Source organism: Leifsonia sp. NPDC056665, assembly GCF_042791795.1.
In the GTDB taxonomy this organism is placed as follows: domain Bacteria; phylum Actinomycetota; class Actinomycetes; order Actinomycetales; family Microbacteriaceae; genus Leifsonia.
Genome location: NZ_JBHTXK010000007.1, coordinates 92602 through 113638, shown reverse-complemented (window position 1 = coordinate 113638; position 21037 = coordinate 92602). Strand labels below are relative to the sequence as shown.

23 protein-coding genes and 1 other RNA gene are annotated in these 21037 nt (G+C 69.8%); 8 read left to right on the top strand and 16 right to left on the bottom strand.

Annotated features, from left to right (window positions below; genetic code table 11):
* The 6 genes from ACFQ9V_RS09510 (at position 1) to ACFQ9V_RS09485 (ending at position 7120) form a co-directional block, all read left to right on the top strand.
* Positions 1 to 1242 carry an ABC transporter permease gene (locus tag ACFQ9V_RS09510; RefSeq protein WP_382458923.1) on the top strand — a complete coding sequence of 414 codons (1242 nt, stop codon included), beginning with the start codon at positions 1 to 3 and terminating at the stop codon, positions 1240 to 1242.
* A complete protein-coding gene (locus ACFQ9V_RS09505) occupies positions 1242 to 2228 on the top strand; it encodes an NAD(P)H-quinone oxidoreductase (RefSeq protein ID WP_382458922.1) in 987 nt (328 codons plus the stop codon). Before ACFQ9V_RS09510 ends, ACFQ9V_RS09505 begins: the two co-directional genes overlap by 1 nt.
* Before the next feature lie 131 nt (positions 2229 to 2359).
* Positions 2360 to 3373, top strand: coding sequence for an adenosine deaminase (locus ACFQ9V_RS09500; RefSeq protein ID WP_382458921.1), 1014 nt, complete (start codon positions 2360 to 2362; stop codon positions 3371 to 3373).
* Complete coding sequence (locus ACFQ9V_RS09495; RefSeq protein WP_382458920.1) at positions 3361 to 4233, top strand: alpha/beta fold hydrolase; 873 nt, start codon at positions 3361 to 3363, stop codon at positions 4231 to 4233. Before ACFQ9V_RS09500 ends, ACFQ9V_RS09495 begins: the two co-directional genes overlap by 13 nt.
* A gap of 122 nt (positions 4234 to 4355) precedes the next feature.
* Entirely contained in the window at positions 4356 to 5771 is a 1416-nt protein-coding gene (locus ACFQ9V_RS09490; protein WP_382458919.1) for an APC family permease, read from the top strand.
* A gap of 137 nt (positions 5772 to 5908) precedes the next feature.
* Positions 5909 to 7120, top strand: coding sequence for a toxic anion resistance protein (locus ACFQ9V_RS09485; protein WP_382458918.1), 1212 nt, complete (start codon positions 5909 to 5911; stop codon positions 7118 to 7120).
* A 45-nt stretch (positions 7121 to 7165) separates the two neighbouring features.
* On the opposite strand, the gene ACFQ9V_RS09480 is transcribed toward ACFQ9V_RS09485, so the two are convergent.
* The 10 genes from ACFQ9V_RS09480 to ssrA form a co-directional block, all read right to left on the bottom strand.
* A complete protein-coding gene (locus ACFQ9V_RS09480; RefSeq protein ID WP_382458917.1) occupies positions 7166 to 7990 on the bottom strand; it encodes a hypothetical protein in 825 nt (274 codons plus the stop codon).
* Positions 7987 to 8808, bottom strand: coding sequence for a heavy metal-binding domain-containing protein (locus ACFQ9V_RS09475; protein ID WP_382458916.1), 822 nt, complete (start codon positions 8806 to 8808; stop codon positions 7987 to 7989). The genes ACFQ9V_RS09480 and ACFQ9V_RS09475 overlap by 4 nt, the downstream gene beginning before the upstream one ends.
* Positions 8809 to 8833: 25 nt before the next feature.
* The gene (locus ACFQ9V_RS09470; RefSeq protein WP_382458915.1) at positions 8834 to 9760 is read right to left on the bottom strand and encodes a heavy metal-binding domain-containing protein; all 927 of its coding nucleotides are present in this window, start codon (positions 9758 to 9760) and stop codon (positions 8834 to 8836) included.
* 60 nt (positions 9761 to 9820) lie between these two features.
* A complete protein-coding gene (locus tag ACFQ9V_RS09465) occupies positions 9821 to 10237 on the bottom strand; it encodes a hypothetical protein (protein ID WP_382458914.1) in 417 nt (138 codons plus the stop codon).
* Positions 10238 to 10363: 126 nt separating this feature from the next.
* Positions 10364 to 10534, bottom strand: coding sequence for a hypothetical protein (locus ACFQ9V_RS09460; RefSeq protein ID WP_382458913.1), 171 nt, complete (start codon positions 10532 to 10534; stop codon positions 10364 to 10366).
* A gap of 60 nt (positions 10535 to 10594) precedes the next feature.
* Positions 10595 to 11368, bottom strand: coding sequence for a response regulator transcription factor (locus tag ACFQ9V_RS09455; RefSeq protein WP_382458912.1), 774 nt, complete (start codon positions 11366 to 11368; stop codon positions 10595 to 10597).
* 225 nt (positions 11369 to 11593) lie between these two features.
* Entirely contained in the window at positions 11594 to 11719 is a 126-nt protein-coding gene (locus tag ACFQ9V_RS09450; protein WP_382458911.1) for a hypothetical protein, read from the bottom strand.
* Positions 11720 to 11825: 106 nt separating this feature from the next.
* Positions 11826 to 12275: an HTH domain-containing protein gene (locus ACFQ9V_RS09445; RefSeq protein WP_382458910.1), complete on the bottom strand. Its 450-nt coding sequence runs from the start codon at positions 12273 to 12275 to the stop codon at positions 11826 to 11828.
* 53 nt (positions 12276 to 12328) lie between these two features.
* Complete coding sequence (locus ACFQ9V_RS09440) at positions 12329 to 12712, bottom strand: carboxymuconolactone decarboxylase family protein (protein ID WP_382458909.1); 384 nt, start codon at positions 12710 to 12712, stop codon at positions 12329 to 12331.
* Between the two features lie 256 nt (positions 12713 to 12968).
* Positions 12969 to 13363, bottom strand: a transfer-messenger RNA (tmRNA) gene (ssrA, locus tag ACFQ9V_RS09435).
* Between the two features lie 125 nt (positions 13364 to 13488).
* Here ssrA and ACFQ9V_RS09430 point away from each other — a divergent pair.
* Positions 13489 to 14154 carry an SIMPL domain-containing protein gene (locus tag ACFQ9V_RS09430; protein WP_382458908.1) on the top strand — a complete coding sequence of 222 codons (666 nt, stop codon included), beginning with the start codon at positions 13489 to 13491 and terminating at the stop codon, positions 14152 to 14154.
* Between the two features lie 15 nt (positions 14155 to 14169).
* On the opposite strand, the gene ACFQ9V_RS09425 is transcribed toward ACFQ9V_RS09430, so the two are convergent.
* The 6 genes from ACFQ9V_RS09425 to prfB form a co-directional block, all read right to left on the bottom strand.
* Positions 14170 to 14889, bottom strand: coding sequence for a hypothetical protein (locus ACFQ9V_RS09425; RefSeq protein ID WP_382458907.1), 720 nt, complete (start codon positions 14887 to 14889; stop codon positions 14170 to 14172).
* A 64-nt stretch (positions 14890 to 14953) separates the two neighbouring features.
* A complete protein-coding gene (locus tag ACFQ9V_RS09420; protein WP_382458906.1) occupies positions 14954 to 15718 on the bottom strand; it encodes a tyrosine-protein phosphatase in 765 nt (254 codons plus the stop codon).
* Between the two features lie 47 nt (positions 15719 to 15765).
* Entirely contained in the window at positions 15766 to 16242 is a 477-nt protein-coding gene (gene smpB, locus ACFQ9V_RS09415; protein ID WP_179606746.1) for an SsrA-binding protein SmpB, read from the bottom strand.
* A gap of 65 nt (positions 16243 to 16307) precedes the next feature.
* Positions 16308 to 17213 carry a permease-like cell division protein FtsX gene (gene ftsX, locus ACFQ9V_RS09410; protein ID WP_382458905.1) on the bottom strand — a complete coding sequence of 302 codons (906 nt, stop codon included), beginning with the start codon at positions 17211 to 17213 and terminating at the stop codon, positions 16308 to 16310.
* Positions 17210 to 18397 (bottom strand): cell division ATP-binding protein FtsE, encoded by a 1188-nt coding sequence (gene ftsE, locus ACFQ9V_RS09405; RefSeq protein ID WP_382458904.1) that lies wholly within the window; start codon positions 18395 to 18397, stop codon positions 17210 to 17212. The genes ftsX and ftsE overlap by 4 nt, the downstream gene beginning before the upstream one ends.
* 120 nt (positions 18398 to 18517) lie before the next feature.
* Positions 18518 to 19630, bottom strand: a complete 1113-nt coding sequence (gene prfB, locus ACFQ9V_RS09400; RefSeq protein ID WP_382458959.1) for a peptide chain release factor 2 — start codon at positions 19628 to 19630, stop codon at positions 18518 to 18520.
* 67 nt (positions 19631 to 19697) lie between these two features.
* On the opposite strand from prfB, the gene ACFQ9V_RS09395 reads away from it, so the two are divergent.
* On the top strand, positions 19698 to 20990 hold the full coding sequence (locus tag ACFQ9V_RS09395; RefSeq protein WP_382458903.1) for an MFS transporter: 1293 nt from the start codon (positions 19698 to 19700) through the stop codon (positions 20988 to 20990).
* Positions 20991 to 21037: the final 47 nt, after the last annotated feature.

Sequence of the window (21037 nt, the reverse complement as noted above, 5' to 3'; positions counted from 1 at the left end):
ATGGCCCGCCACAACCTCTCCACCGTCATCGGGTTCGAGTTCACCCGCACGATCAAGAAGCGCAGCTTCTGGGCCGTGACGCTCATCCTGCCGATCCTGGTCTTCGGCCTCGGCGCGCTCGTCATCTCGGCGAACGTCTCCAGCGCCAACACCGCCGACCAGCAGAAGAACGCGCGCTTCGACTTCCTCTACGTCGACGCGTCCGGGCTGGTCGACCCAGCGGTCGCGAGCAGCTACGGGGGCAAGGAGATCGCCAGCAGCTCGGAGGGGGTCGAGGAGGTGCAGATCGGCGGCACGCCGGCCTTCTTCGACTACCCGGCCGACCCCTCCAAGCAGACGATCAAGGTCTACGGGACCGACGCCGGCGTATTCGCGAACAGCAAGTACTCCGCCGTCGCCCAGTCGCTGCTGGCGACGAGTGTGGAGCAGAAGCTGAACAGCCCGGTGGATGTCGCGATCCTCCGCGGCGAGACGAACACCTCGACGACCACGTTCAAGGATGGCGCGGTCGCGCCCGGCTTCCAAGGCATCCTGCCCCCGCTGATCTTCCTGGCCGCCTTCTTCGTGGTGATCGTGTTCCTCGGCAACCAGATGCTCAACTCGACCCTGGAGGAGAAGGAGAACCGGGTCACGGAGATGATCCTCACGACGATCAACCCGACCAACCTCCTGGTCGGCAAGGTGGTGTCGCTGTTCGCGGTCGGCATCATCCAGATCGCGGTGTTCGCCCTGCCGGTCGTGATCGGCTACCTGTTCTTCCGCGACCAGCTCGCCATCCCGAACTTCGACCTCAGCTCGCTGGTTTTCGACCCGCAGAAGATGATCGTCGGCGCGCTCATCACGATCGGCGGGTTCGCGCTCTTCACCGGGACGCTCGTCGCCGTCGGCGCTGTGATGCCGACCGCGAAGGATGCCGCGCCGTTCTTCTCGGTCGTGATCTTCGCCGTCGTCATCCCGATCTACGCGTCCAGCTACGCGGTCAGCACGCCGCAGGCGCCCATCGTGCAGGTCCTGGCGTTCTTCCCCTACACGGCGCCGATCACCGCGCTGATCCTCAACGCGTTCGGGTCGCTGCCGCTCTGGCAGGCGATCGTGATCATCGTCGAGCTGTTCGTCCTGTCGTACGTGGTGCTCCGGCTGGCCGTGCGGCTCTTCCGCTACGGGTCCATCGAGTACTCCAGCAAGGTGCGCATCCGGGATGTGCTGGGGCGCAGGCCCGCCGCAGGATCGGCGGTCCGCTGATGCTCGCCGTGGTCGTGCCGCAGCCGGGCGACGCGGAGGTCCTGACCATCGCCGACGTCCCGGAGCCGCAGCCCGCACCCGGCGAGGTGCGCATCCGCGTGATCGCGGCCGGGCTGAACGGCGCCGACCTCAGCCAGCGCCGCGGCTTCTACCCGCCGCCTCCCGGCGCGCCAGAGTGGCCGGGCCTCGAAGTGTCCGGCGTCATCGACGCGATCGGCACGGACGTCGAGCCCGGGCGCTGGCGTGAGGGCGACCTCGTCTGCGCGCTGCTGCCCGGCGGCGGCTACGCCGAGTACGTCACGGTGGACGCCGGACTCGTGCTCCCGATCCCGCCCGGCGTGGACCCCGTGGAGGCCGCCGGCCTGCCCGAGGTCGCCGCCACTGTCTGGTCGAACGTGTTCGACCTCGGCGCGCTGGCGCCCGACGAGACCCTGCTGGTCCACGGCGGCTCCAGCGGGATCGGCAGCATGGCCATCCAGCTCGCCCACGCGCTGGGCTCACCGGTGATCGCGACCGCCGGCAGCCCCGAGAAGGCCGCCTTCTGCCGCGGCCTCGGCGCGGACGCCGCCGTCGACTACCGGACCGACGACTTCGTGGCGGCCGTCCGCGCCTTCACCGACGGCCGCGGCGCCGACGTCGTCCTCGACATCGTCGGCGGCGCGTACATCGCCCGAGACCTCGAGGCCCTCGCGACCGGCGGCCGCATCATGTCGATCGCGATCCGCGACCGCACCCCGGCCGCGGTGGACATGGGCCTCCTGATGACGAAGCGCGCCCGCCTGCAGGGCACGACGCTGCGCGCCCGTCCGCTCGCCGAACGGGTCGCCATCATCGCCGCTGTGCTCGAGCGCGTCTGGCCGCTGCTGGAGTCCGGAGAGATCCGCCCGGTCATCGACTCGGTGTTCCCGCTGGCGGACGCGGCCCAGGCGCACCGGCGGATGGAGTCGTCCGCGCACCTCGGAAAGATCCTGCTCCGCGTGTCCTGATCCCCGCGTACAGCGCATCCCCCGCGAACGCGCCGGCCCAGCCGTCGGCGTGCGACGGATCCTGCGTCCGCCGGACGGATGATCCACGGGGCTCCCCGACGGCGACGCTCGTTCAGTGGGAGGATCGAACCATGACCACGCCGCCCTCCGACGACGCCCTGCTCGCCCTGCCGAAAGCCGAGCTCCACCTGCACATCGAGGGCACCCTCGAGCCCGATCTGGCGTTCGAGCTCGCCGGGCGCAACGGGGTGGACCTGCCCTACGCCTCGGTCGAGGAGCTCGCCGCGCAGTACGACTTCTCCGACCTGCAGTCGTTCCTCGACCTCTACTACGCGACGATGGCCGTGCTGCGCACCGAGGACGACTTCGCCGAGCTCACCCGCCGGTACCTCCGGACGGCCGCCGCGCAGGGCGTGCGGCACGCCGAGCTGTTCTTCGATCCGCAGGCGCACGTGGCGCGCGGCGTCCCGATCGAGGCGGTCGTGGACGGGATCAGCGGAGCCCTGGCGGAGGCCGAACGCGACCTCGGGATGTCGGGCGGGCTCATCCTGTGCTTCCTGCGCGACCAGCCGGTGGAGTCCGCCGACGCCATCCTCACCGCCGCGCTCACCCGGCCCGAGCGGTTGCTCGGGGTCGGGCTCGACTCGGCCGAGGTCGGCTATCCGCCCGAGCTGTTCACGGATGTGTTCGCCCGGGCGAAGGACGCCGGGCTGCGCGCGGTGGCGCACGCGGGCGAGGAGGGTCCGCCCTCCTACATCGTCCAGGCGCTCGACCTGCTCGGCGTGGAGCGCATCGACCACGGCATCCGGGCGGCAGAGGACCCGGAGCTGTTGGCGCGCCTGGCCGCGGACGGCATCCCGCTCACCGTGTGCCCGCTGTCCAACGTCCGCCTCCGCACCGTCCCCGAGCTGAGCGACCACCCGCTGCTGCGGCTCGACCGCGCTGGGGTCCGCGTCACGGTGAACTCGGACGACCCGGCGTACTTCGGCGGCTACGCCGGCGACAACTACCTCGCGATCCGGGACGCGCTCGGAGTCACGTCCGAACAGGCCGAGCGGTTCGCGCGCACCTCCATCGCCGCCTCGTTCGCGACCGCAGAGCGGAAAGCCGAACTGCAGCGGGAGGTCGACGCGTGGCGGAGCTGACGGGAGGCCGGGTCGGGAGCATCATCCGGCCCGACGGACGCTCCGTGCGGTTCTTCGACACCGGAGCCCCGGAGGGCCCCGGAGCAGCGGACGACACCGACGCGCCGGTCGTCGTCTGGCACCACGGCACTCCCCAGACCGGGGCCGTCATCCAGCCCGTCGCTGACGCGGCCGCAGCCCGCGGCCTCCGCGTCGTCTCGGTCGCCCGGCCCGGCTACCCGGGGTCCGCCGCCCGGGCCGGACGCACGGTCGCCGACGCGGCGGCCGATGTGCTCGCCGTCCTCGACGCGCTCGGCGTCGACGGCTTCACCACGCTCGGCGCCTCCGGCGGCGGCCCGCACGCACTCGCCTGCGCCGCGCTCGCCCCGTCACGCGTGAGAGCGGTGGTGTCGCTCGCCGGCATCGCTCCGTTCTGGGGCGACGTCGACTGGTTCGCCGGGATGGCCGACCCGGGCGGCCTCCGCGCCGCGCTCGCCGGCCGGGACGCCCGCGCAGCGCACGCCGAGACCGCCGAGTTCGAGCCGGAGTCGTTCACCGACCGCGACTACGAGACCCTCAAAGGCCCGTGGGCCGCGCTCGGTGCCGACGCCGGAGCCGGCGCCGCCGAGGGGCACGCCGGCGAGGTGGACGACGACCTCGCCTTCGTCACCCCCTGGGGCGTCGAGCTGGGCGCGGTGTCCGCCCCGACCCTCCTCGTGCAGGGCGGACGCGACCGCGTCGTCCCGGCCACGCACGCCGGCTGGATGCTCGAACGGCTCCGCCGCGGCGAGCTCTGGCTGCGTCCGCGCGAGGGCCACGTCTCGGTGCTGACCGCGCTCCCCGTTGCGCTGGACTGGGTGGTCGCGACCTCCACCCGCTGACCGAAACGCTCACGTTTCTGTGGGTTCTTTCAGAAAAGCGCCCTTCTCCTGCTAGGGTCGCGGGAAGTCACCGGCTGGGCCACTGCGAGGCACGCCGCCACCCCGTTCCCGAAGGAGAGCTCATGACGACGACGTCCACTGCGCCCGCGCCCGCACGCTCCGGCACGCTGCGCCGCAGCCTGGGGCTGTGGGCCATCGTCGGCCTCGGCCTCGGGTACATGACGCCGACCGTCGTCTTCGACACCTTCGGCATCGTCTCCGATGAGACCAGCGGCGCCGTCCCCGCCGCGTACCTGGTCGCGCTCATTGTGATGATGTTCACGGCCGTCAGCTACGGCAAGATGGCGGGCGCCATCCCGAGCGCCGGGTCGGCGTACACGTATGTGCGGGAGTCCATCCACCCGAACCTCGGCTTCATGGTCGGCTGGACCTCCCTCATCGACTACGTGCTGCTGCCGATGGTGAACTGCCTGATCATCCGGCTCTACCTGGAGCAGGTCTTCCCCGGCGTCCCCGGCTGGATCTGGGTCGTGATCTACTGCGCAGCGGTCACGACGCTCATCTACTTCACGATGCGCGGCACCTCGAACATCAACATGATTTTGCTCGTCTTCGCCATCGTCGTGATGACCGTGTTCGTGGTCATGGTGATCGCGCAGCTCGCGAACGGCGCGGGCGACGGCACGGTCGCCTCGGTGAAGCCGTTCTTCCACGACGGCGTCACCCTGTCGGCCGTGCTCACCGGCGCGACGGTGGTCTGCTTCTCGTTCATCGGCTTCGACGCGGTGACCATGTACGCCGAGGAGGCAAAGACTCCGAAGGTGATGCCGCGGGCGATCCTGCTGACGGTGGCGATCGGCGGGGCGATCTTCCTCATCGCCGGTTTCTTCACGCAGCTCCGGTTCCCGACGAACGCTCCGTTCGGCGAGTTCACCGACGACCCGCTCCCCCAGATCGGCCTCATCGTCGGCGGCCCGGTCTTCCAGGCCATCTTCGTCTCGGCCGGCTTCGCTGCCACGCTCGCTTCCGGCCTCGCGTCGCACGCGTCGGTGTCCCGGATGCTGCTGGTGATGGGCCGCAACAACGTCCTCCCCCGCCGGTTCTTCGGCTACGTCCACCCCCGGACGCACACGCCGACGCTGAACATCGTGCTCGTCGGGGTGATCTGCCTGCTGGCGGCGTCGTTCACGCTCGAGATGATTTCGGCCTTCATCAACTTCGGCGCGCTGATCGCCTTCACCTTCGTGAACATCTCGGTGATCGCGTGGTTCGCGGTCCGCCAGGGCCGTCGCAAGACCGTCCGCGACGTCGTGAGCTTCATCGTCCTCCCGGCGATCGGCATGGCGCTGACGGGCGTCCTCTGGGCGAACCTCCACGCGGACGCGCTGATCGGCGGCCTGATCTGGACCGCGATCGGCTTCGCGTACCTGCTCGTGCTCACGCGCGGCTTCCGCCGCCGGGCCGCGGCCTTCGACGAGAACCAGCCGGTCACCGGGTTCACGACGGCGGTCGGGAAGGACCGGGAGCCGACGCCGTAGGGTCGGCGGATCGTCCACTCACCTGCGAGTCACCCGAACCGCGCGCCCGCACCGCACTGTTCGTTCTAGTGTTGGCTCAAGTGTCTTGTCGTCGGGCGCCGCACGTTTCCGCGCCCGACCCCGGGGAGGAGTTACCGATGTCCGAGCTCGACCTCAATCAGCCGTTGACGCCGCCGGATCAGCCGGCGGCCGGGGTGAGCCTCACGCCTCCCGCCGCGGTGCCGGAGGTCGGCGGCGACCAGGCCGTCGGGATGGTCGCCGTGCCCGCCGACAAGCGGGCGGAGCTCGCCGCGAAGGCGGACGAGTTCGTCTCCGGGCTCGCCGGGGTGGAGCCGGGGAGCCCCGAGTTCACCCGCCGCGTCGACGAGATCGCGCGGATGGGCGTGCAGGAGATCCGGTCGTCCTCCGAGGTGTCCAACCGGATGCTGCAGCGGCCGGAGTCCTCGCTCGCCGCCGCCCGCGGTCGCGGCGGCCCCTCCGACCCGCAGACCCAGGTCGCCCAGACCCTGCAGCAGCTCCGCACGACGATCACCGACCTCGACCCTGGCCACTCGAACCTGTCCGGCTCGAAGGGCTTCCTCGGGAAGCTGCCGGGCGGCAAGTCCCTGATGCGCTACTTCGAGCGCTACCAGCCGGCGCAGAAGCAGCTCGACGCGATCATCACCGCCCTCATCTCCGGTCAGGACGCCCTCCTCAAGGACAACGCCGCCATCGACCTGGAGCGCACCAACCTGTGGGCGACGATGGGCAAGCTCGGCGAGTACACCACGCTCGCGAAGGCCCTGGACGACTCGATCGAGGCGCGCGCAGCGCAGCTCCGCGCCAGCGACCCGCGCCGGGCGGACGCCCTGCTCGCCGACGCGCTCTTCCCGATCCGCCAGCGCAGGCAGGACCTGACGACGCAGATCGCGGTGTCCGTGCAGGGCTACCTCGCGCTCGACGCCATCCGCAAGAACAACCTGGAGCTGATCAAGGGCGTCGAGCGCGCTCGCACGACCACCGTCGCAGCCCTGCGCACAGCGATCATCGTCGCGCAGGCGCTCGGCAATCAGGAGTTGGTGCTCGACCAGATCAGCGCGCTCAACGATGCGACGAACTCCATGATCGACCGCACCGGCGAGTTGCTGCGCCAGCAGACGGCGCGCGTCCACGAGGACGCCGTCTCCACCGGCGTCAGCCTGGAGACGCTGCAGCACGCCTTCGACAACGTCTTCGCGACGATGGACTCCATCGACAGCTACCGCGTGAAGGCGGTCGAGAGCATGGCGAAGACAGTGGACGCCTTGGAGCAGCAGATCTCGCGCTCGCGCAGCTACCTGGACCGGTCGCACTCGGGCACGAGCAGCTGACCCGGCGCCCGGCTCGCGTGCGCGTCGCGCCCGGGGCAATCGAGCTCAGGGCAGGTCGAGCCGCGACGCCCCGAACCGCTCCGACAGGAACCGCCCGTTGACCAGCAGCGCCGACGCGTCCTGCTCGATCGCGGCGTCCCGCATCCGCTTCGCCGCGCGCTCCAGCTCGGAGAGCTGACCGACCAGTGCCCCCGACGCGGTCGTCCCGTCCGGGAAGACGTGGTCGGCCGCCCAGTCGGCCGGCAGCGACAGGTACGCGCGCAGCGTGTCAGGGAGGTAGACGGTTGCCGTCCGCCGCACCACGACCTCCGGCTCACCTTGCCCTGCGACCCGCGGGAGGGCGTCGATGAGGAGGTCCCCGATCCGCCCGACCTGCGCGACCGCCTCGTCCGGCACCCGGTGGCCGAGGCGCGCAGGCAGAGTCCGGAGGTCGCCCTCGATCGTGGCGTCCCGCACCTGGATCTCCGACCCGGCCGGCTCCAGGCCCAGCGTCTGAAGCGCGCGCGAGGAGGTCGCGGCGTCCCCGGCCGCCTCCGCGGCGAGCGCGGCGACCCTGCCGGCGAACGCGGTGAGCCAGTCCCCGAGGCCGAGGGCGCGGCGCGCGATCGTCACGCCGCCGTAGACGCGGTGCGCCTCCCCTTTCCAGTGCGGCCCCGGCTCGTAGCCGAGCGTGAGCGTCTCCTCCGTGCCGATCAGGCTGACCCGGGAGATCACGCCCGGCCTGCCGGAGACGCGGTCGGCGAGCGTCCGTCTGCGCTCGACGACCAGCACCCGGGCGGCGAGCGCTGGTGGCAGCGCGCGCCCGACGCTCTCGACCAAGTCGGTCAGGAACGTCTGCGGGTCGGCCGCCGCCTCAGCGGGTCCGGTCATCGTCCGCCGTCGGTGAGCGGGAGGACGAGGTTCGGTGTCGCGATGACGTGGTCGTCGCGAAGCGGGCGCACCGCGGTGCCGATGGCGAAGAACTCGGTGGTGTGGCCGCCCCAGCGGTGCGGCAGCGACAGGAGCTGGACGCCGACGACGCCCTCCGCGTCGAGCGCCTCCGCCTCGGCCTGCATGCGGCCCATCGCCAGCTCGCGGGCGTCGTAGAGCGCCTCGGTGAACGCCGTGATCTCCACGTTCGAACCGAGGTTGTTCATCGTCGCCATCATGCCCTGGTGGGCGATGTGGTACACGCAGGTGCCCATGACGAGGCCCTGCGGGACATAGCCGGACTGGATGAGCGTCCAGAAGTCCTGACCGGACAGGTCGGAGGTGAACGGCATCCGCTTGTTGTTGCGCCACGTGCCCGTCGGCGGCTTCTCGTCGGCGACGACGGCCGTTCCGACCGCGACGAACTCGGCGAGATCGTTGCCGTACTCCTTGAACTCGATCTCGAGCCGCACGCCGACGATCCCGTCCGCGCCGAGCGCGTCGGCCTCGGCCTCCATGCGGGTCATCGCGAGCTCGCGGGCGTGGTACATCGCCTCGCTCAGCTTCTCGAGTTCCATGTTCTTGCTCCACTTACGAGCCTGGATGCCCACATGGTAGACGCTGGAGCCGAGCACGAGGCCGACGGGACGGAATCCCGCCTGCCGGACCAGGAGGAACTCGTTCACCGACAGGTCGGAGGTGAACAGCCGCGCGCGCCCGTCGGCGAGGCGGGCCCGTGCGTCGCTGGGCAGGGTGACGCTGGAGAACGGGTCGGACACGGTGGTTCCTCTCGGGTGGTGGGTCTCAGGCTCGCGGACGCAGGTCGCTGAGCGGGATCACGGTGGTGACGGCGGACAGCTCGGCGCGGCGGCTGTAGCGCGGGACCGGGATCAGGGTGGCCCCGACCACTGTCGCCTCGGCGTGGAGGTCCTTCTCCTCGCCACAGGGCGTCTCGAACTCGCCGAGGTCGAGGTCGGTCACGACGAGCTGGGCGCCGGCGGTCGCTGTGGCGCGCGTCTCCAGCCGGTGCAGGGCCTCCGCGCGCGCCGCCTGGACGAGCTCGGTCATCCCGGTCACCTCGCCGTTCACCCAGCTCGTCCGCTGGGTGCGCAGCTCGTAGTCCTCGTGCTTGGTGGAGATGGAGATCCCGAGCAGCAGCTCGCCGGGCGAGTACCCGCTGAGGATGGCGGACGCCGTGTCCTCGACCGTCAGGTTCGTGCTCCACACATCGCCGCGGTTCTTCGGGTACGGCACGAGCAGCGGGTCGTCGGAGCGCACCGCTGTGCCGAGCGCCGTGAACTCCCACGTCGACCCGTCCAGCCGGGTGCGCTGCACGGTCGCGCCCACCACGCCGTGGGCTCCGAGCGCGCGGGCCTCGGCGAGCATCCGCCGCACGGCGCCGTACCAGGCGGACTCGAACGCCTTCACGTAGGGCGCGTAGCCCGCGTAGGTGCTGCCGCCGGAGGTCGTGACCGGCGAGCGCCAGGCGGTGCGGCTCAGCATGCCCGGCCCCAGCGTCGGTCCGGTCGCGCTCCACCAGGCGCAGCCCGTTCCGGTCCAGCCGAGGTTGACGACAAGGCCGCCGAAGACCTCGCCGACCGGGAGCAGCCCCGCGCTGCGCGCAGCTGCCGCCGCAGGGGCGGAGAAGAGCGACGACCGCACCCCGCTCGCGGCCTGCCGCTCCACGCGCGAGCGCGCAGCCGCGGGGAGGCCGTCCGGAGTCTGGGTCACGCGCTCATCCAATCACGTCCGCGGCCCCGACGCGTACTGTCGCGGAGGGGCCGAGCCGTGTCAGCGTCCGACGGCCGTGCGGAGGATCTGCGCGACGCGCTCCTTGTCGGCGTCGTCGAGCTTCGTCAGGGCGAACCCGACCGGCCAGAGGCTGCCGTCGTCGAGCGTCGCGGCCTGCTGGAACTCGATCGTGGCGTAGCGGATCTTGAACTTGGAGCCCGGCTTGAACGCGACGACCGTCCTGCCCTCGGCGTCGGCGTACGCCGGCATCCCGTACCAGGTCTTCGCCGCGAGGTCGGTGTTGTCCCTGACGAGCTGATGGAAGGCCTCCGCGAACTCCCTGTCGGTGCCGGTCATCGCGGCGATGGCCTCCTCGCACGCCGCAGCGGCGTCGGCGCCCGCCTTCATCGCCTTCTGTTCGGCGACGGTGGCCCTGATCGCGGCCTTCTCCTCTTTGCTGAATGTGGTGTCGGCCATGATGGTCCCCTTCGTCCGAGTTCGGCGCCGTTCGATCGGCTGAGACACAATCTACGGTCGCGGGAGGCGTGGGCGCTTCTCCAGAACTGCTCGATCGTGGTCGCCCGTGCCGGGGGCCCCAGCGGGTCAGCGGCGCGGCGCGTAATCGATCGGACGCGCTCCGGCGTGCTGGAACGGGTCGACGACGACGACTGCCGTGCTCCGGTCGACCGGGACGACGGCACGGTTCTGCGGCGCTGCCGGCATCGCCAGCAGAGTCGCTGCCACGACCGCGCAGACGGCCGCCCGGATGAGCATCGCGCACCCCCGATCGCTGCGATCGTCGCCGATCCGCGGCGGGCGGCGCCATACGCAGAACTACGGACCGCCGAGCCGGCCCGCGGCGAGGAGCGCGGCCGAGACCCGGTCGTGCACGCCCAGCTTCGCGTAGATGTGCTCGAGGTGCTTCTGGACGGTGCGCGGGCTGACGCGCGTCACGTACGCGATCGAGCTGGCGGTCATCCCGGAGCCGAGCATCCCGAGGATCTCCGCCTCGCGGACGGTCAGACCGGACCGCGCGGCGAACGCCGGCGAGGCAACGGACGATTGCGTGGCGACCGCGACCCGGTCGACCGCGGCCAGGAGCGGCTGCAGCCGGCGGGCGAGCTCGAGCTCGTCGTCGCCGAAGTCGCGGTCCGCCCGGTTGAACACCCACGTCCGCAGCCTGCCGGTGGCCAGCGGCTGGACGGGGAGGGCGACCTGATAGGTGGTGCCCATCAGGCTGAAGAGCTCGGAGTAGACCTCGTGCCGGCGCCACTCCCGCAGCCCGATCCGGTCGCTCAAACGGATCGGGTCCACCGAGCGCGGGCGGCTGCGGAAGGCCAGCATCGTCGGATGCGCGTCCGCCGTCCGCTTCACCGCGTCGACGATGACGGCGCGTTCCGGCCCGTAACGGGCGATCAGGGTGACGTCACCGGGCAGCGACCCGATGTCGGCCCACCCGGAGTGCTCCGACGGCAGGAGCGCGTCGAGCGACTCGGCGATGGCGCGCACACGCGCGTCCCTCCCGGCGACGCCGTCGACGTCGTAGCTGACCGACAGAACCTGCGCCCGAACGTCCATGATCGCGCCCGCGCTGCGCCCCCAACGCACCTGCGCGACAGGATACGACCGTCCCCGGACCCGCGGGGAGGGAGTCTTCGAGGATTCTCAGTGAGGATCGCTCAGGAGCGGTCCGCGGCGTGCGGGACCACGAGGTGCGATCCGTAACCGACCGCGACCCTCATGGTGGGAGACCCGGAGTGCGAAGGGCATACGTGAAGTGCGTAGGCGCGCGGCGAACGGGAACGGGCGACCCGATTCGCCCGTCCCCGCGCTCTACCGGCTGGCGGGCTCGTTCGCGGGATGGGGTTCCGGACCGGTCGCAGGCATCTGAACCTGCTCCCAGTCGATGATGACGCAGTCGATGGCGACGGGCTCGACCGGCGTGCTCAGGACGTTCATGGTGATCGCCTCCGCTGTCATGGTGCGCCGGCGGGGGCGTGAACGGTATTCGCAGTTCTACGCAGAGGGCGACGGGGCGGATGGCCTCACGTCACGAGCGCCCGCATCAATGACGCCGAGCGTTGGCGATAGCGAGGTTCACGTATGAGGCTCTCACAGCCAGCGGGAACTTCACCTCGGGTGAGACAGCTCCCGGATCGGCGAGGCACGCCTCGACATCCCCGACATTCGTGTGCGTGAGTAGCGCGATGTTCTGCGGGGTGAGCTCGAACTGGATAGTGAGTCCTTCGAGGATCCCGCGGAGTCGATCGTCGTCGGCGATCTCCATCCCCTGGATGAGTTGCCCGGCGAGCACCGAGAGACGCACACTCTCGTCGCCGGAAAGGATCGGCGTCCGCGTCGAGAGCCCCACTTCCGAGCGGTGCACCTCGTCGAGGAACGTCGCAAGGCGCTCGCCGTCGATGCTGGTGATGACCTGCAGCGCGGCTTCCGAGATGCGACCCTCAGCAATCGCGCGCCGTAGCTCGTCCGCCGGGTTGTGCATCGTGCTAGTCATTGCAACGTCTTCCCACTTCTTTCGGTCTGGATGACCGAATGCTAGCCGCGCCGCTACGCGATCCCCGCAGACTCAAGAGCCCTATGTGCGGCGAGAAAGGCCTGACGACCCGTCGGCGTGCCGCAATAGACCGAGACATGGGTCAGCACGTCCCGGAGTTCATCGACAGTGACGCCAGTGGCAAGTGCACCGTTCGTGTAGATCTCGACCTCCTCGAAACGGCCGAGAGCGGCAAGGATGCCGATGCTCAGGATCGATTTCGTCTTCTTATCCAGGGCTGCGCCATCCCATGCGAGCCCCCACGCCAATTCCGTCACGATGTGCTGGAAGGTCATCATGAATTCGTCTGACCCGGACAGATTGTTGTCGACGTATTCGTCTCCCAGCACTTCACGACGAATTTCAAGGCCCCTGGTGAACCTTTCACTGTCTTGCATGCGAACGCCCCCCTGCCAACTCTGCTCTCGCCCTCAGGAATGAGGCACGGACGGCCACCAGTGCTAATGCGCTGGCAACCTCTCTAGAGGCTCCACCCGTCGGACGCGGAGGGCAACGGGTCGCTCCGAGCGATGGTCGGCGTGCGAGAGGCGCCAGTCGCAAGCCGAGACAAAACTGGGGCCCTCTCCGAAACCGGAGAAGGCCCCAACTTCCGCGGAATTCCGCGAACCTCAACAACGCGCGACGACGACCGATTGGTGGAGATGGGGGGAATCGAACCCCCGTCCACTGCTGTGGTCATGTGCCTTCTACGGGTGTAGCCAGTTAAGTCGCTTTCTCAGCCCCGGAACTTGTCTCTGGCACCTGCTCCGACGGGCTCAGTATCAGTGTGAGTCCCTCTGCGCCCTGATGCTCAACGCAGAAGCAAGTCTTCTAGCTGACGTCAGGATCCGGGTAGAAGACAGTTCCCGGTCTGACGGTCTCTTATATAGCGAAGGGGAACTTACGCCGCGAGGGCGAAGTCGGCCTTGGCCGAGACAGTGCTCTTGTTATTGGCACTTATTGTTTTGCATGGATCGTTTACGAGATAACCATGCATCCTCGACCCGCTTCTCACACTCGTGCAGACAATGTCGAAACCGATCATCCCCATGCGACGGCCGTGAGGCCGGGTCGTCATCGCGCGCTGTTGAGTTGTCCAGATACACACCGCTCCTGGCGGCGAGCTTCTCATCCTACAACAACACCGCTCCCACATCTATGCCACGATCGATGGATGGCCGACACCATCATCACCGTCCAGGGCGAGTTCGAGTTGACGCATCCGGCCGAGCGGGGAGCGGTGCGGCTGAGCGTGTCCTACGAGGGCGAGGAGCGCAGCGAGACGCTCGCCCTCGCCACCCAGCGGCATGCCTCCCTCGCCTCCGAGCTGCGCGAGCTGCACAACCCGCAGACCGGACCGGTGACCGCGTGGGCCTCCGATCAGCTCCGCGTCTGGGGCGACCGGCCGTGGAACCAGGACGGGCGGCGGCTCTCACCCGTCTATCACGCGGAGGTCGGGATGGACGTCACCTTCAGCGAGCTGACCGCGCTCTCCGACTGGGTGGGCGTGGTCTCCCTGCTCGACGGCGTCACGATCCAGGGCGTCACGTGGAGTCTGACGGAGGCGCGGCGGCAGTCGATCACGCAGGAGGCACGGCGCCGGGCGGTGGAGAACGCGGTGGCCAAGGCGACGGTCTACGCGACCAGCCTCGGCCTCACGGCCGTGAAGCCGCTCGCGCTCAGCGACCCGGGGATGCTCGGCGACGGGCCGGCGAACGGGCAGCCGCAGCCGCTCATCGCGCGCGCGATGTCCGCCGACTTCGGCGGCGCGACGCTCGCGCTCAAGCCGGAGGACATCACGGTCTCGGTGCAGGTGCACGCGCGGTTCGCGGCGTCCTGAGGCGAGCGCCGGTCGCTAGCTGCTCGGCTTCGGCGTGGGCGTCGCGCTGGACTGGCCTGGCCGCAGCGGGAGGTCGGCGACGTTGAGGATGCGGAGCGCCGTCACGGTGCTGCCCGAGCGCGTGCCGACGATGATCACCTCGTCGCCGACGGCGAAGTCGGACGCCTTCTGGGTCTGGCCGGGGGCGCCGTACAACGTGGACGAGGAGGTCTCGACGGTCAGGGTCGCGCCGCGCTGAGTCGTGATGGTCCAGGACGCGCTGGAGATCTGCGTCACTGTTCCGCGGACGACGCCCTTCGCGATCGGGCCCTCGTCCTGCCTGCCGCTCTGGCCGGAGCCGTTGCCCTTGCCGTTCTGACCGGGGAACCCGGGAGCTCCCGGCTTCACCTGCACCGGGCCGCGGTTGCCGTCGTGCAGCAGCCGGGACACGGACGAACCCGAGTGGAACACGACGGAGCCCACCGCGAACGCGCCTGCACCGGCGATGCCGAACAGCACGATGGCGCCGAGCACCAGCGTCGAGATGGCGAACGCCAGCCCGTGGCGCTTGTAGAACGGCTCCCCCACCGGTCGCGCTGCCGCACCGTAGTGCGGCGGCTGCGGTCCGTACGCGTTCCCGGCCTGCTGCGGCGGGACGTTCTGCTGCGGCGGAACGCCCTGCGGCTGCTGCGCACCGGGCTGCTGCGCGCCGGGCTGCTGCGGGTACAGCGGCTCGGTGGGTTGATTCTCGTCCATGCTCACAAGAACACCTGATCCAGCCGCGATACCGCTGAACGCCGGTTATGGCTTCGATGTGAACTCACGCGGGCTCTACGAGCACGGAGCGCAGCTTCGCCAGCTCCAGCTCGTCCAGCCCGGTGGCGAGCAGGTACGCGCGCACGCTCCCGAACCGGCGCTCGACCAGGTCGAGCGCCTCCTCGAGCGCCTCGGGCGGGCTGCCGCCGAGGATGATGCGGAGGTCGGGCGTGACCTCCACCCCGTGACTGCGCACCAGTTCGAGCATGGCGTCCAGCCAGGGGCCGCGAAGGTTGGCCTGCGTCGCGGAGTAGTCGGCGACGACCAGGTCGCGGTCGACGCCGACGGCGAGCAGGGCGAGCGCGACGACGATGCCGGTGCGGTCCTTGCCGGCCGTGCAGTGCACGACGACGGCCTCCTCCCCGGTGTCCGCGATCTCGCGCAGCGCGGTCACGACGACGTCGCCGTGCTGCAGCAGGATCTTCTCGTAGAGCCCCACCAGCGTGATGCCGATGGTCGACTGCGACGCGCCGGAGCCCTCGAACACCGGCAGGTGGAGGCGCTGGAGGCCGAGGCCCGCGACGTCGTCCGGCAGCACGGAGACCTCGAAGTCGTCGCGCAGGTCGATCACGACGCGCACGTCCAGGTCGCGCAGCGCCTGCCGCCCCTCGTCGCCGAGCCGCGCCAGCCCGTCCGAGCGGAACAGCTTGCCGCGGCGCACCACGCCCTCCGCGACCGGATACCCGCCCGCGTCGCGGAAGTTGTAGGTGCCGTTCACCGGGATGCGCGCGGCGACGACGCCCGCCGTCACCTCGTCGTTCGTACTCATGCCCTCATCCTGCCACCGGGGGCCGACAGGGCGTCGTGCGCCCGCCGTCACTCGCCGAGATGACGCCTGCTGGACATCGCCCGTTCGGCCTCGCGGTTGTCCTGCCGCTCGCGGAGGGCCTGGCGCTTGTCGTACTCTCGCTTGCCCTTGGCGACCGCGATCTCGACCTTCGCGCGCCCGTCGCTGAAGTAGATCTGCAGCGGGACGATCGTGTAGCCGCCCTGCTTGACCTTGTTCTCGATCTTGACGATCTGCGCCTTGTGCAGCAGGAGCTTGCGCTTGCGCCGCGGAGCGTGGTTGTTCCAGGTGCCGTCGAGGTACTCGGGGATGTGCACGGCGTCGAGCCAGGCCTCCCCGCCGTCGACGAACGCGTACCCGTCGACCAGCGACGCACGGCCCTCCCGCAGCGACTTCACCTCGGTGCCGGTGAGCACGAGGCCCGCCTCGTAGGTGTCCTCGATGGTGTAGTCGTGGCGCGCTCGGCGATTGGTGGCCACGACCTTCTGACCACGTTCCCTGGGCACAGCGTCTCCTGACGTCAAGATGGTGCTGCCCGGCACAGCGCCGGGCAGCAGATCAGTCTATCGGGTCAGACCCTCAAGTACCGCTTGATCGCGAAGTTCGCGGCGCCCGCCGCCAGCACCACGCCGACGACGATCAGCAGCGGTATCACCAGCCAGCCCTGATCCATCCCGACGAAGTTGATCGACGGGATCTTCGGGCCGAGGAAGCCGCGCACGAAGTACTGCACCAGCAGCCAGATCACCACGCAGCTCAGGATCGATCCGATCAGCGCGGCGATCACGCCCTCGATGATGAACGGAGTCTGGATGAAGCGGTTGGACGCGCCGACCAGCCGCATGATCCCGATCTCCCTTCGTCGCGAGAACGCCGAGAGCCGGATCGTGGTCGCGATCAGCAGCACCGCGGCCACCAGCATGAGTATCGCGATGCCGACCGCGGTGATGCTGGCCGCGTTGAGGATGCTGAAGATCTGGTCGAGGTAGCTGCGTTGGTCCACGACGCTCTGCACGCCCGGCGTGCTGGACAGCGTCTCGCTCAGCACGTCGGAGCGGTTCGGGTCCTTGAGGTTCACCCAGAACGTCTGCGGGATCATCTCCGGCGTGACGTAGTTCGCGATCTGGTTGCCCTTGAACTGCTGCTTGAACTGCTCGTAGCCCTGCTTCTGATCCTGGAAGTAGAACTTCTGGATATAGGGCGCGATCTCCGGGGACTGGAGCTGCTTCTGGACGGCCGCCACCGACTGCGCGGTCGCCGCGCCGCCCGGGCAGTTGTCGGTCTCGGTGCACATGTACACCGCGACCTGGGCTCGGTCGTACCAGTACGTCTTCATCTGCGCGATCTGCAGCTGGAGCAGCGCGGCCGTGCCGACGAAGGTCAGCGAGATGAAGGTGACGAGCACGACGGAGATGACCATCGAGAGGTTGCGGCGCAGGCCGTTGCCGACCTCGGACCAGATGAGCCCGAATCTCATTTCGTGGGCCCCACATTCTGTTCGCCGTCGCGGTCGGACGCGTCGCGCAGCCCGCTCAGGTCGAGGTTGGCGGTGAAGTTCAGGTGATCCGGGAGGTCCTCGCCCGCGGAGGCGGGCACGGCGACCGGGACGGGAGCGGGGACAGCCGGAGCGGGCGCAGGCGGCTGCTGCGCGGGAGGCTGCTGGTATGCAGGCGGCTGCTGGTACGCCGGAGGCTGCTGGTACGCCGGAGGCTGCTGGTACGCCGGAGGCTGCTGGTATGCAGGCGGCTGCTGCACGGGCGCGGCCTGCACCGGCTGCACCGGACCGGTCGCACCGACCGGGACCGGCCCCGTCGGGTTCGCGACCGGCGTGTGCGGGCGCGTCATCGGCTCCGACGGCGCGGGCGCCGCCGCAGCGGCCTGCACCGGTACGACAGGCAGTGGCGCCGACGCGACCTGGGTGTGACCGGCCGGAGCCGCCAATCCCTCCGCGGTCGGCCGCGGCAGCGGGATGGCGGCCGTCACGCCGTAGCCGCCGTGACGCTCGTCGCGGACGATCTGGCCGCCGACGAGCTCGATCACGCGCTGCTTCATCTGGTCGACGATCGCCGCCTCGTGCGTGGCCATCAGCACCGTGGTGCCGCCGGCGTTGATCTGGGCGAGCACCGACATGATCCCCGCGCTGGTGGCGGGGTCGAGGTTTCCGGTCGGCTCGTCGGCGAGGAGGATCTGCGGCTTGTTGACGACCGCCCTGGCGATCGCAACGCGCTGCTGCTCACCGCCGGAGAGCTCGTGCGGCAGGCGCTGCGCCTTGCCGTCGAGGCCGACCATCGCGAGCACATCGGGCACGGCCTCCTGGATGAAGCCACGCGACTTGCCGATCACCTGGAGGGTGAACGCGACGTTCTGGAAGACCGTCTTGTTCGGCAGGAGCCGGAAGTCCTGGAAGACCACGCCGATGTTGCGGCGGAAGTAGGGGACCTTGCGCGACGAGATCGTGCCGAGGTCCTGGCCCAGGACATGGATGCCGCCCTTGGTGGGCCGCTCCTCCTTGAGGATCAGCCGCAGGCAGCTCGATTTACCCGAGCCGGACGCGCCGACCAGGAAGACGAACTCGCCGCGCAGCACTTCCAGGTTGATGCCGTTGAGTGCCGGGCGTGCGGTTCCCGGATACTGCTTGGATACGTGTTCGAACCGGATCATGACTGTTAGAGACTAAGCAACACTTCCGCGTTCCACAGTAGCGACATGCCAGCGGGCCGCAAGCCTGACAGTCCCCGGCACACGCGCTGAGCGCCGGCGACGGGAGGGCTGTGACCCGGTCTAGTCCTCGTCCTTGGATCCTGCGCGCCAGCGGATGCCCGCCGCGATGAAGCCGTCCAGGTCGCCGTCGAACACCGACGCCGGGTTTCCGGACTCGTAGCCCGTGCGCAGATCCTTGACGAGCTGCTGTCCGTAGAGGAAGTAGGAGCGCATCTGGTCGCCCCAGCTCGCGGTGATGGTGCCGGCGAGCTCCTTCTTCTTGGCGGCCTCCTCCTCCTTCTGGAGGAGGAGCAGACGAGTCTGGAGCACGCGCATCGCTGCCGCGCGGTTCTGGATCTGCGACTTCTCGTTCTGCATCGAGACGACGATGCCGGTCGGGAGGTGCGTGATGCGGACCGCGGAGTCGGTCGTGTTGACCGACTGGCCGCCTGGGCCGGAGGAGCGGAACACGTCGACGCGGATGTCGCCCTCGGGGACCTCGACCGCCGTCGCCTCCTCCATCAGCGGGATGACCTCCACCGCCGCGAAGGAGGTCTGGCGCTTGTCCGCCGACCCGAACGGGCTGATCCGGGCGAGCCGGTGCGTGCCGGCCTCGACCGAGAGCGTGCCGAACGCGTACGGGGCCTCGACCTCGAAGGTCGCCGACTTGATGCCCGCGCCTTCCGCGTAGGAGGTGTCCATGACCTTCACCGGGTACTTGTGCTGCTCCGCCCAGCGCAGGTACATGCGCATGAGCATCTCGGCGAAGTCGGTGGCGTCGTCGCCGCCTGCGCCGGAGCGGATGGTGACGATCGCCGAGCGCTCGTCGTACTCGCCGCTCAGCAGCGTCTGCACCTCGAGGTCGCCCAGCGACTTCTGGAGGGACTCCAGCTCGGTGCGCGCCTCGGCGGCCGACTCCTCGTCGTCGCCCTCGTTGGCGAGCTCGACGAGCACCTCGAGGTCGTCGAGGCGCCGCTCCACCGACGTGATGCGGCCGAGCTCGGCCTGGCGGTGGCTGAGCGCGCTGGTGACCTTCTGCGCGTTCACCGTGTCGTCCCAGAGGTCGGGCGCCCCGGCCTTCTCGCTGAGGTCGGCGATGTCGGCGCGGAGCTTCTCGACGTTGACGACGGCGATGATGTCGTCGAGGGTCGAGCGGAGCTCCGCGATCTGCGGGGAGAGGTCTAGTTCGATCATGGCGTCCTCCAGCCTACCGGCGACGACCGGCGAGGCACCCACCGGACAGTTGTACTGTGTTAAGCAAATGACTTCCGACGAGCGACCGTTCTCCTTCCGCTCCGTCGCACTCGCCGCCTTCCTCCCTACGCTGCTCTTCTCGATCGGCGAGGGCGCGATCATCCCGATCATCCCGATCGCCGCAGGCAACCTCGGCGCGACCCTGGCGATGGCGGGCTTCATCGCGTCGATGCTCATGCTCGGCGAGCTGGCCGGCGACATCCCGAGCGGCTGGGTGGTCTCCCGGATCGGCGAGCGCACCGCCATGATCGGCGCCGCCGCGGTCGCGGTGGCGGGCGTGGTGGTCTGCCTGCTCGCCCCGAACTACTGGGTGCTCATGGTGGGCATCTTCGTTGTCGGGCTCGCGACCGCCGTCTTCGCCCTCGCCCGGCACGCGTTCATGACGACGTACGTCCCTGTGCGCTACCGGGCACGCGCCCTGTCCACGCTCGGCGGCATCTTCCGCGCCGGCTGGTTCATCGGCCCGCTGATCGCCTCCGTCGTGATCGCCGCAACCGGATCGACGCAGTCGGTGTTCTGGATCTTCATCGTGAGCTGCCTCGGCTCCGTCGTCGTCCTGCTGGTGCTCCCCGACCCCGAGCGCATGTTCGGCCCGGCGCCGACCACTGCCGGCCACGGCGGCGAGCTGCTGACGGAGGGCGAGGAGGACGCCGACGAGCGCACCCGCGGGCTCTTCGCGACGATCTGGGCGTTCCGCGGCGTGCTCGCGCGGATGGGCTCCGGCGTCTCCCTCGTCGCGGCCGTCCGGTCGGCGCGGACCGTGATGATGCCGCTCTGGGCCGTCTCGATCGGACTGAGCGAGGCGAACACCGCCCTCATCATCGGCATCGCCGGCGCCGTGGACTTCGCCCTGTTCTACGCCAGCGGCCAGCTCATGGACCGGTTCGGCCGGATGTGGAGCGTCGTGCCCTCGATGCTGGGCCTCGGCCTCGGCTTCCTCGTGCTCTCGGTCAGCCACGACCTGCCCGGCGCGGTGGTCTGGTACATCGGCGTCTCACTGTTCCTCGCGTTCGCGAACGGCATCGGCTCGGGCATCATCATGACGCTCGGGGCCGACCTGGCCCCCAAGGAGAGCCCTGCGGCGTTCCTCGGCGCGTGGCGGTTCACCGGCGACGCGGGCCAGGCCGTCGCGCCGCTCGTGGTCTCGCTGTTGACCGCCCTGGTCTCGATCGCGTTCGCGAGCGGAGTGATGGGCGTGCTCGGCCTGGTCGGCGCCGGGCTGCTCGCCCGGTTCATCCCGCGCTACATCCCGCGCCGGGCCCGGTCGGCGGACGGCCCCGCTGAAGGGCTGACGGAATAGCGCCGGCTCCCGTACCGTTCGATTCGTATGCATACGCATCGAGCAGG

Bases quoted from the DNA above. Each gene is read 5' to 3' on its own strand.
- ACFQ9V_RS09420 (WP_382458906.1), bottom strand. From the start codon at position 15,718: ATGAGTACGAACGACGAGGTGACGGCGGGCGTCGTCGCCGCGCGCATC.
- prfB (WP_382458959.1), bottom strand. From the start codon at position 19,630: ATGATCGAACTAGACCTCTCCCCGCAGATCGCGGAGCTCCGCTCGACC.
- ACFQ9V_RS09485 (WP_382458918.1), top strand. From the start codon at position 5,909: ATGTCCGAGCTCGACCTCAATCAGCCGTTGACGCCGCCGGATCAGCCG.
- ACFQ9V_RS09465 (WP_382458914.1), bottom strand. From the start codon at position 10,237: ATGGCCGACACCACATTCAGCAAAGAGGAGAAGGCCGCGATCAGGGCC.
- ACFQ9V_RS09490 (WP_382458919.1), top strand. From the start codon at position 4,356: ATGACGACGACGTCCACTGCGCCCGCGCCCGCACGCTCCGGCACGCTG.
- ftsX (WP_382458905.1), bottom strand. From the start codon at position 17,213: ATGAGATTCGGGCTCATCTGGTCCGAGGTCGGCAACGGCCTGCGCCGC.
- ACFQ9V_RS09450 (WP_382458911.1), bottom strand. From the start codon at position 11,719: ATGAACGTCCTGAGCACGCCGGTCGAGCCCGTCGCCATCGACTGCGTC.
- ACFQ9V_RS09440 (WP_382458909.1), bottom strand. From the start codon at position 12,712: ATGCAAGACAGTGAAAGGTTCACCAGGGGCCTTGAAATTCGTCGTGAA.
- ftsE (WP_382458904.1), bottom strand. From the start codon at position 18,397: ATGATCCGGTTCGAACACGTATCCAAGCAGTATCCGGGAACCGCACGC.
- ACFQ9V_RS09425 (WP_382458907.1), bottom strand. From the start codon at position 14,889: ATGGACGAGAATCAACCCACCGAGCCGCTGTACCCGCAGCAGCCCGGC.
- ACFQ9V_RS09505 (WP_382458922.1), top strand. From the start codon at position 1,242: ATGCTCGCCGTGGTCGTGCCGCAGCCGGGCGACGCGGAGGTCCTGACC.
- ACFQ9V_RS09500 (WP_382458921.1), top strand. From the start codon at position 2,360: ATGACCACGCCGCCCTCCGACGACGCCCTGCTCGCCCTGCCGAAAGCC.
- ACFQ9V_RS09510 (WP_382458923.1), top strand. From the start codon at position 1: ATGGCCCGCCACAACCTCTCCACCGTCATCGGGTTCGAGTTCACCCGC.
- ACFQ9V_RS09480 (WP_382458917.1), bottom strand. From the start codon at position 7,990: ATGACCGGACCCGCTGAGGCGGCGGCCGACCCGCAGACGTTCCTGACC.
- ACFQ9V_RS09445 (WP_382458910.1), bottom strand. From the start codon at position 12,275: ATGACTAGCACGATGCACAACCCGGCGGACGAGCTACGGCGCGCGATT.
- ACFQ9V_RS09460 (WP_382458913.1), bottom strand. From the start codon at position 10,534: ATGCTCATCCGGGCGGCCGTCTGCGCGGTCGTGGCAGCGACTCTGCTG.
- ACFQ9V_RS09395 (WP_382458903.1), top strand. From the start codon at position 19,698: ATGACTTCCGACGAGCGACCGTTCTCCTTCCGCTCCGTCGCACTCGCC.
- ACFQ9V_RS09430 (WP_382458908.1), top strand. From the start codon at position 13,489: ATGGCCGACACCATCATCACCGTCCAGGGCGAGTTCGAGTTGACGCAT.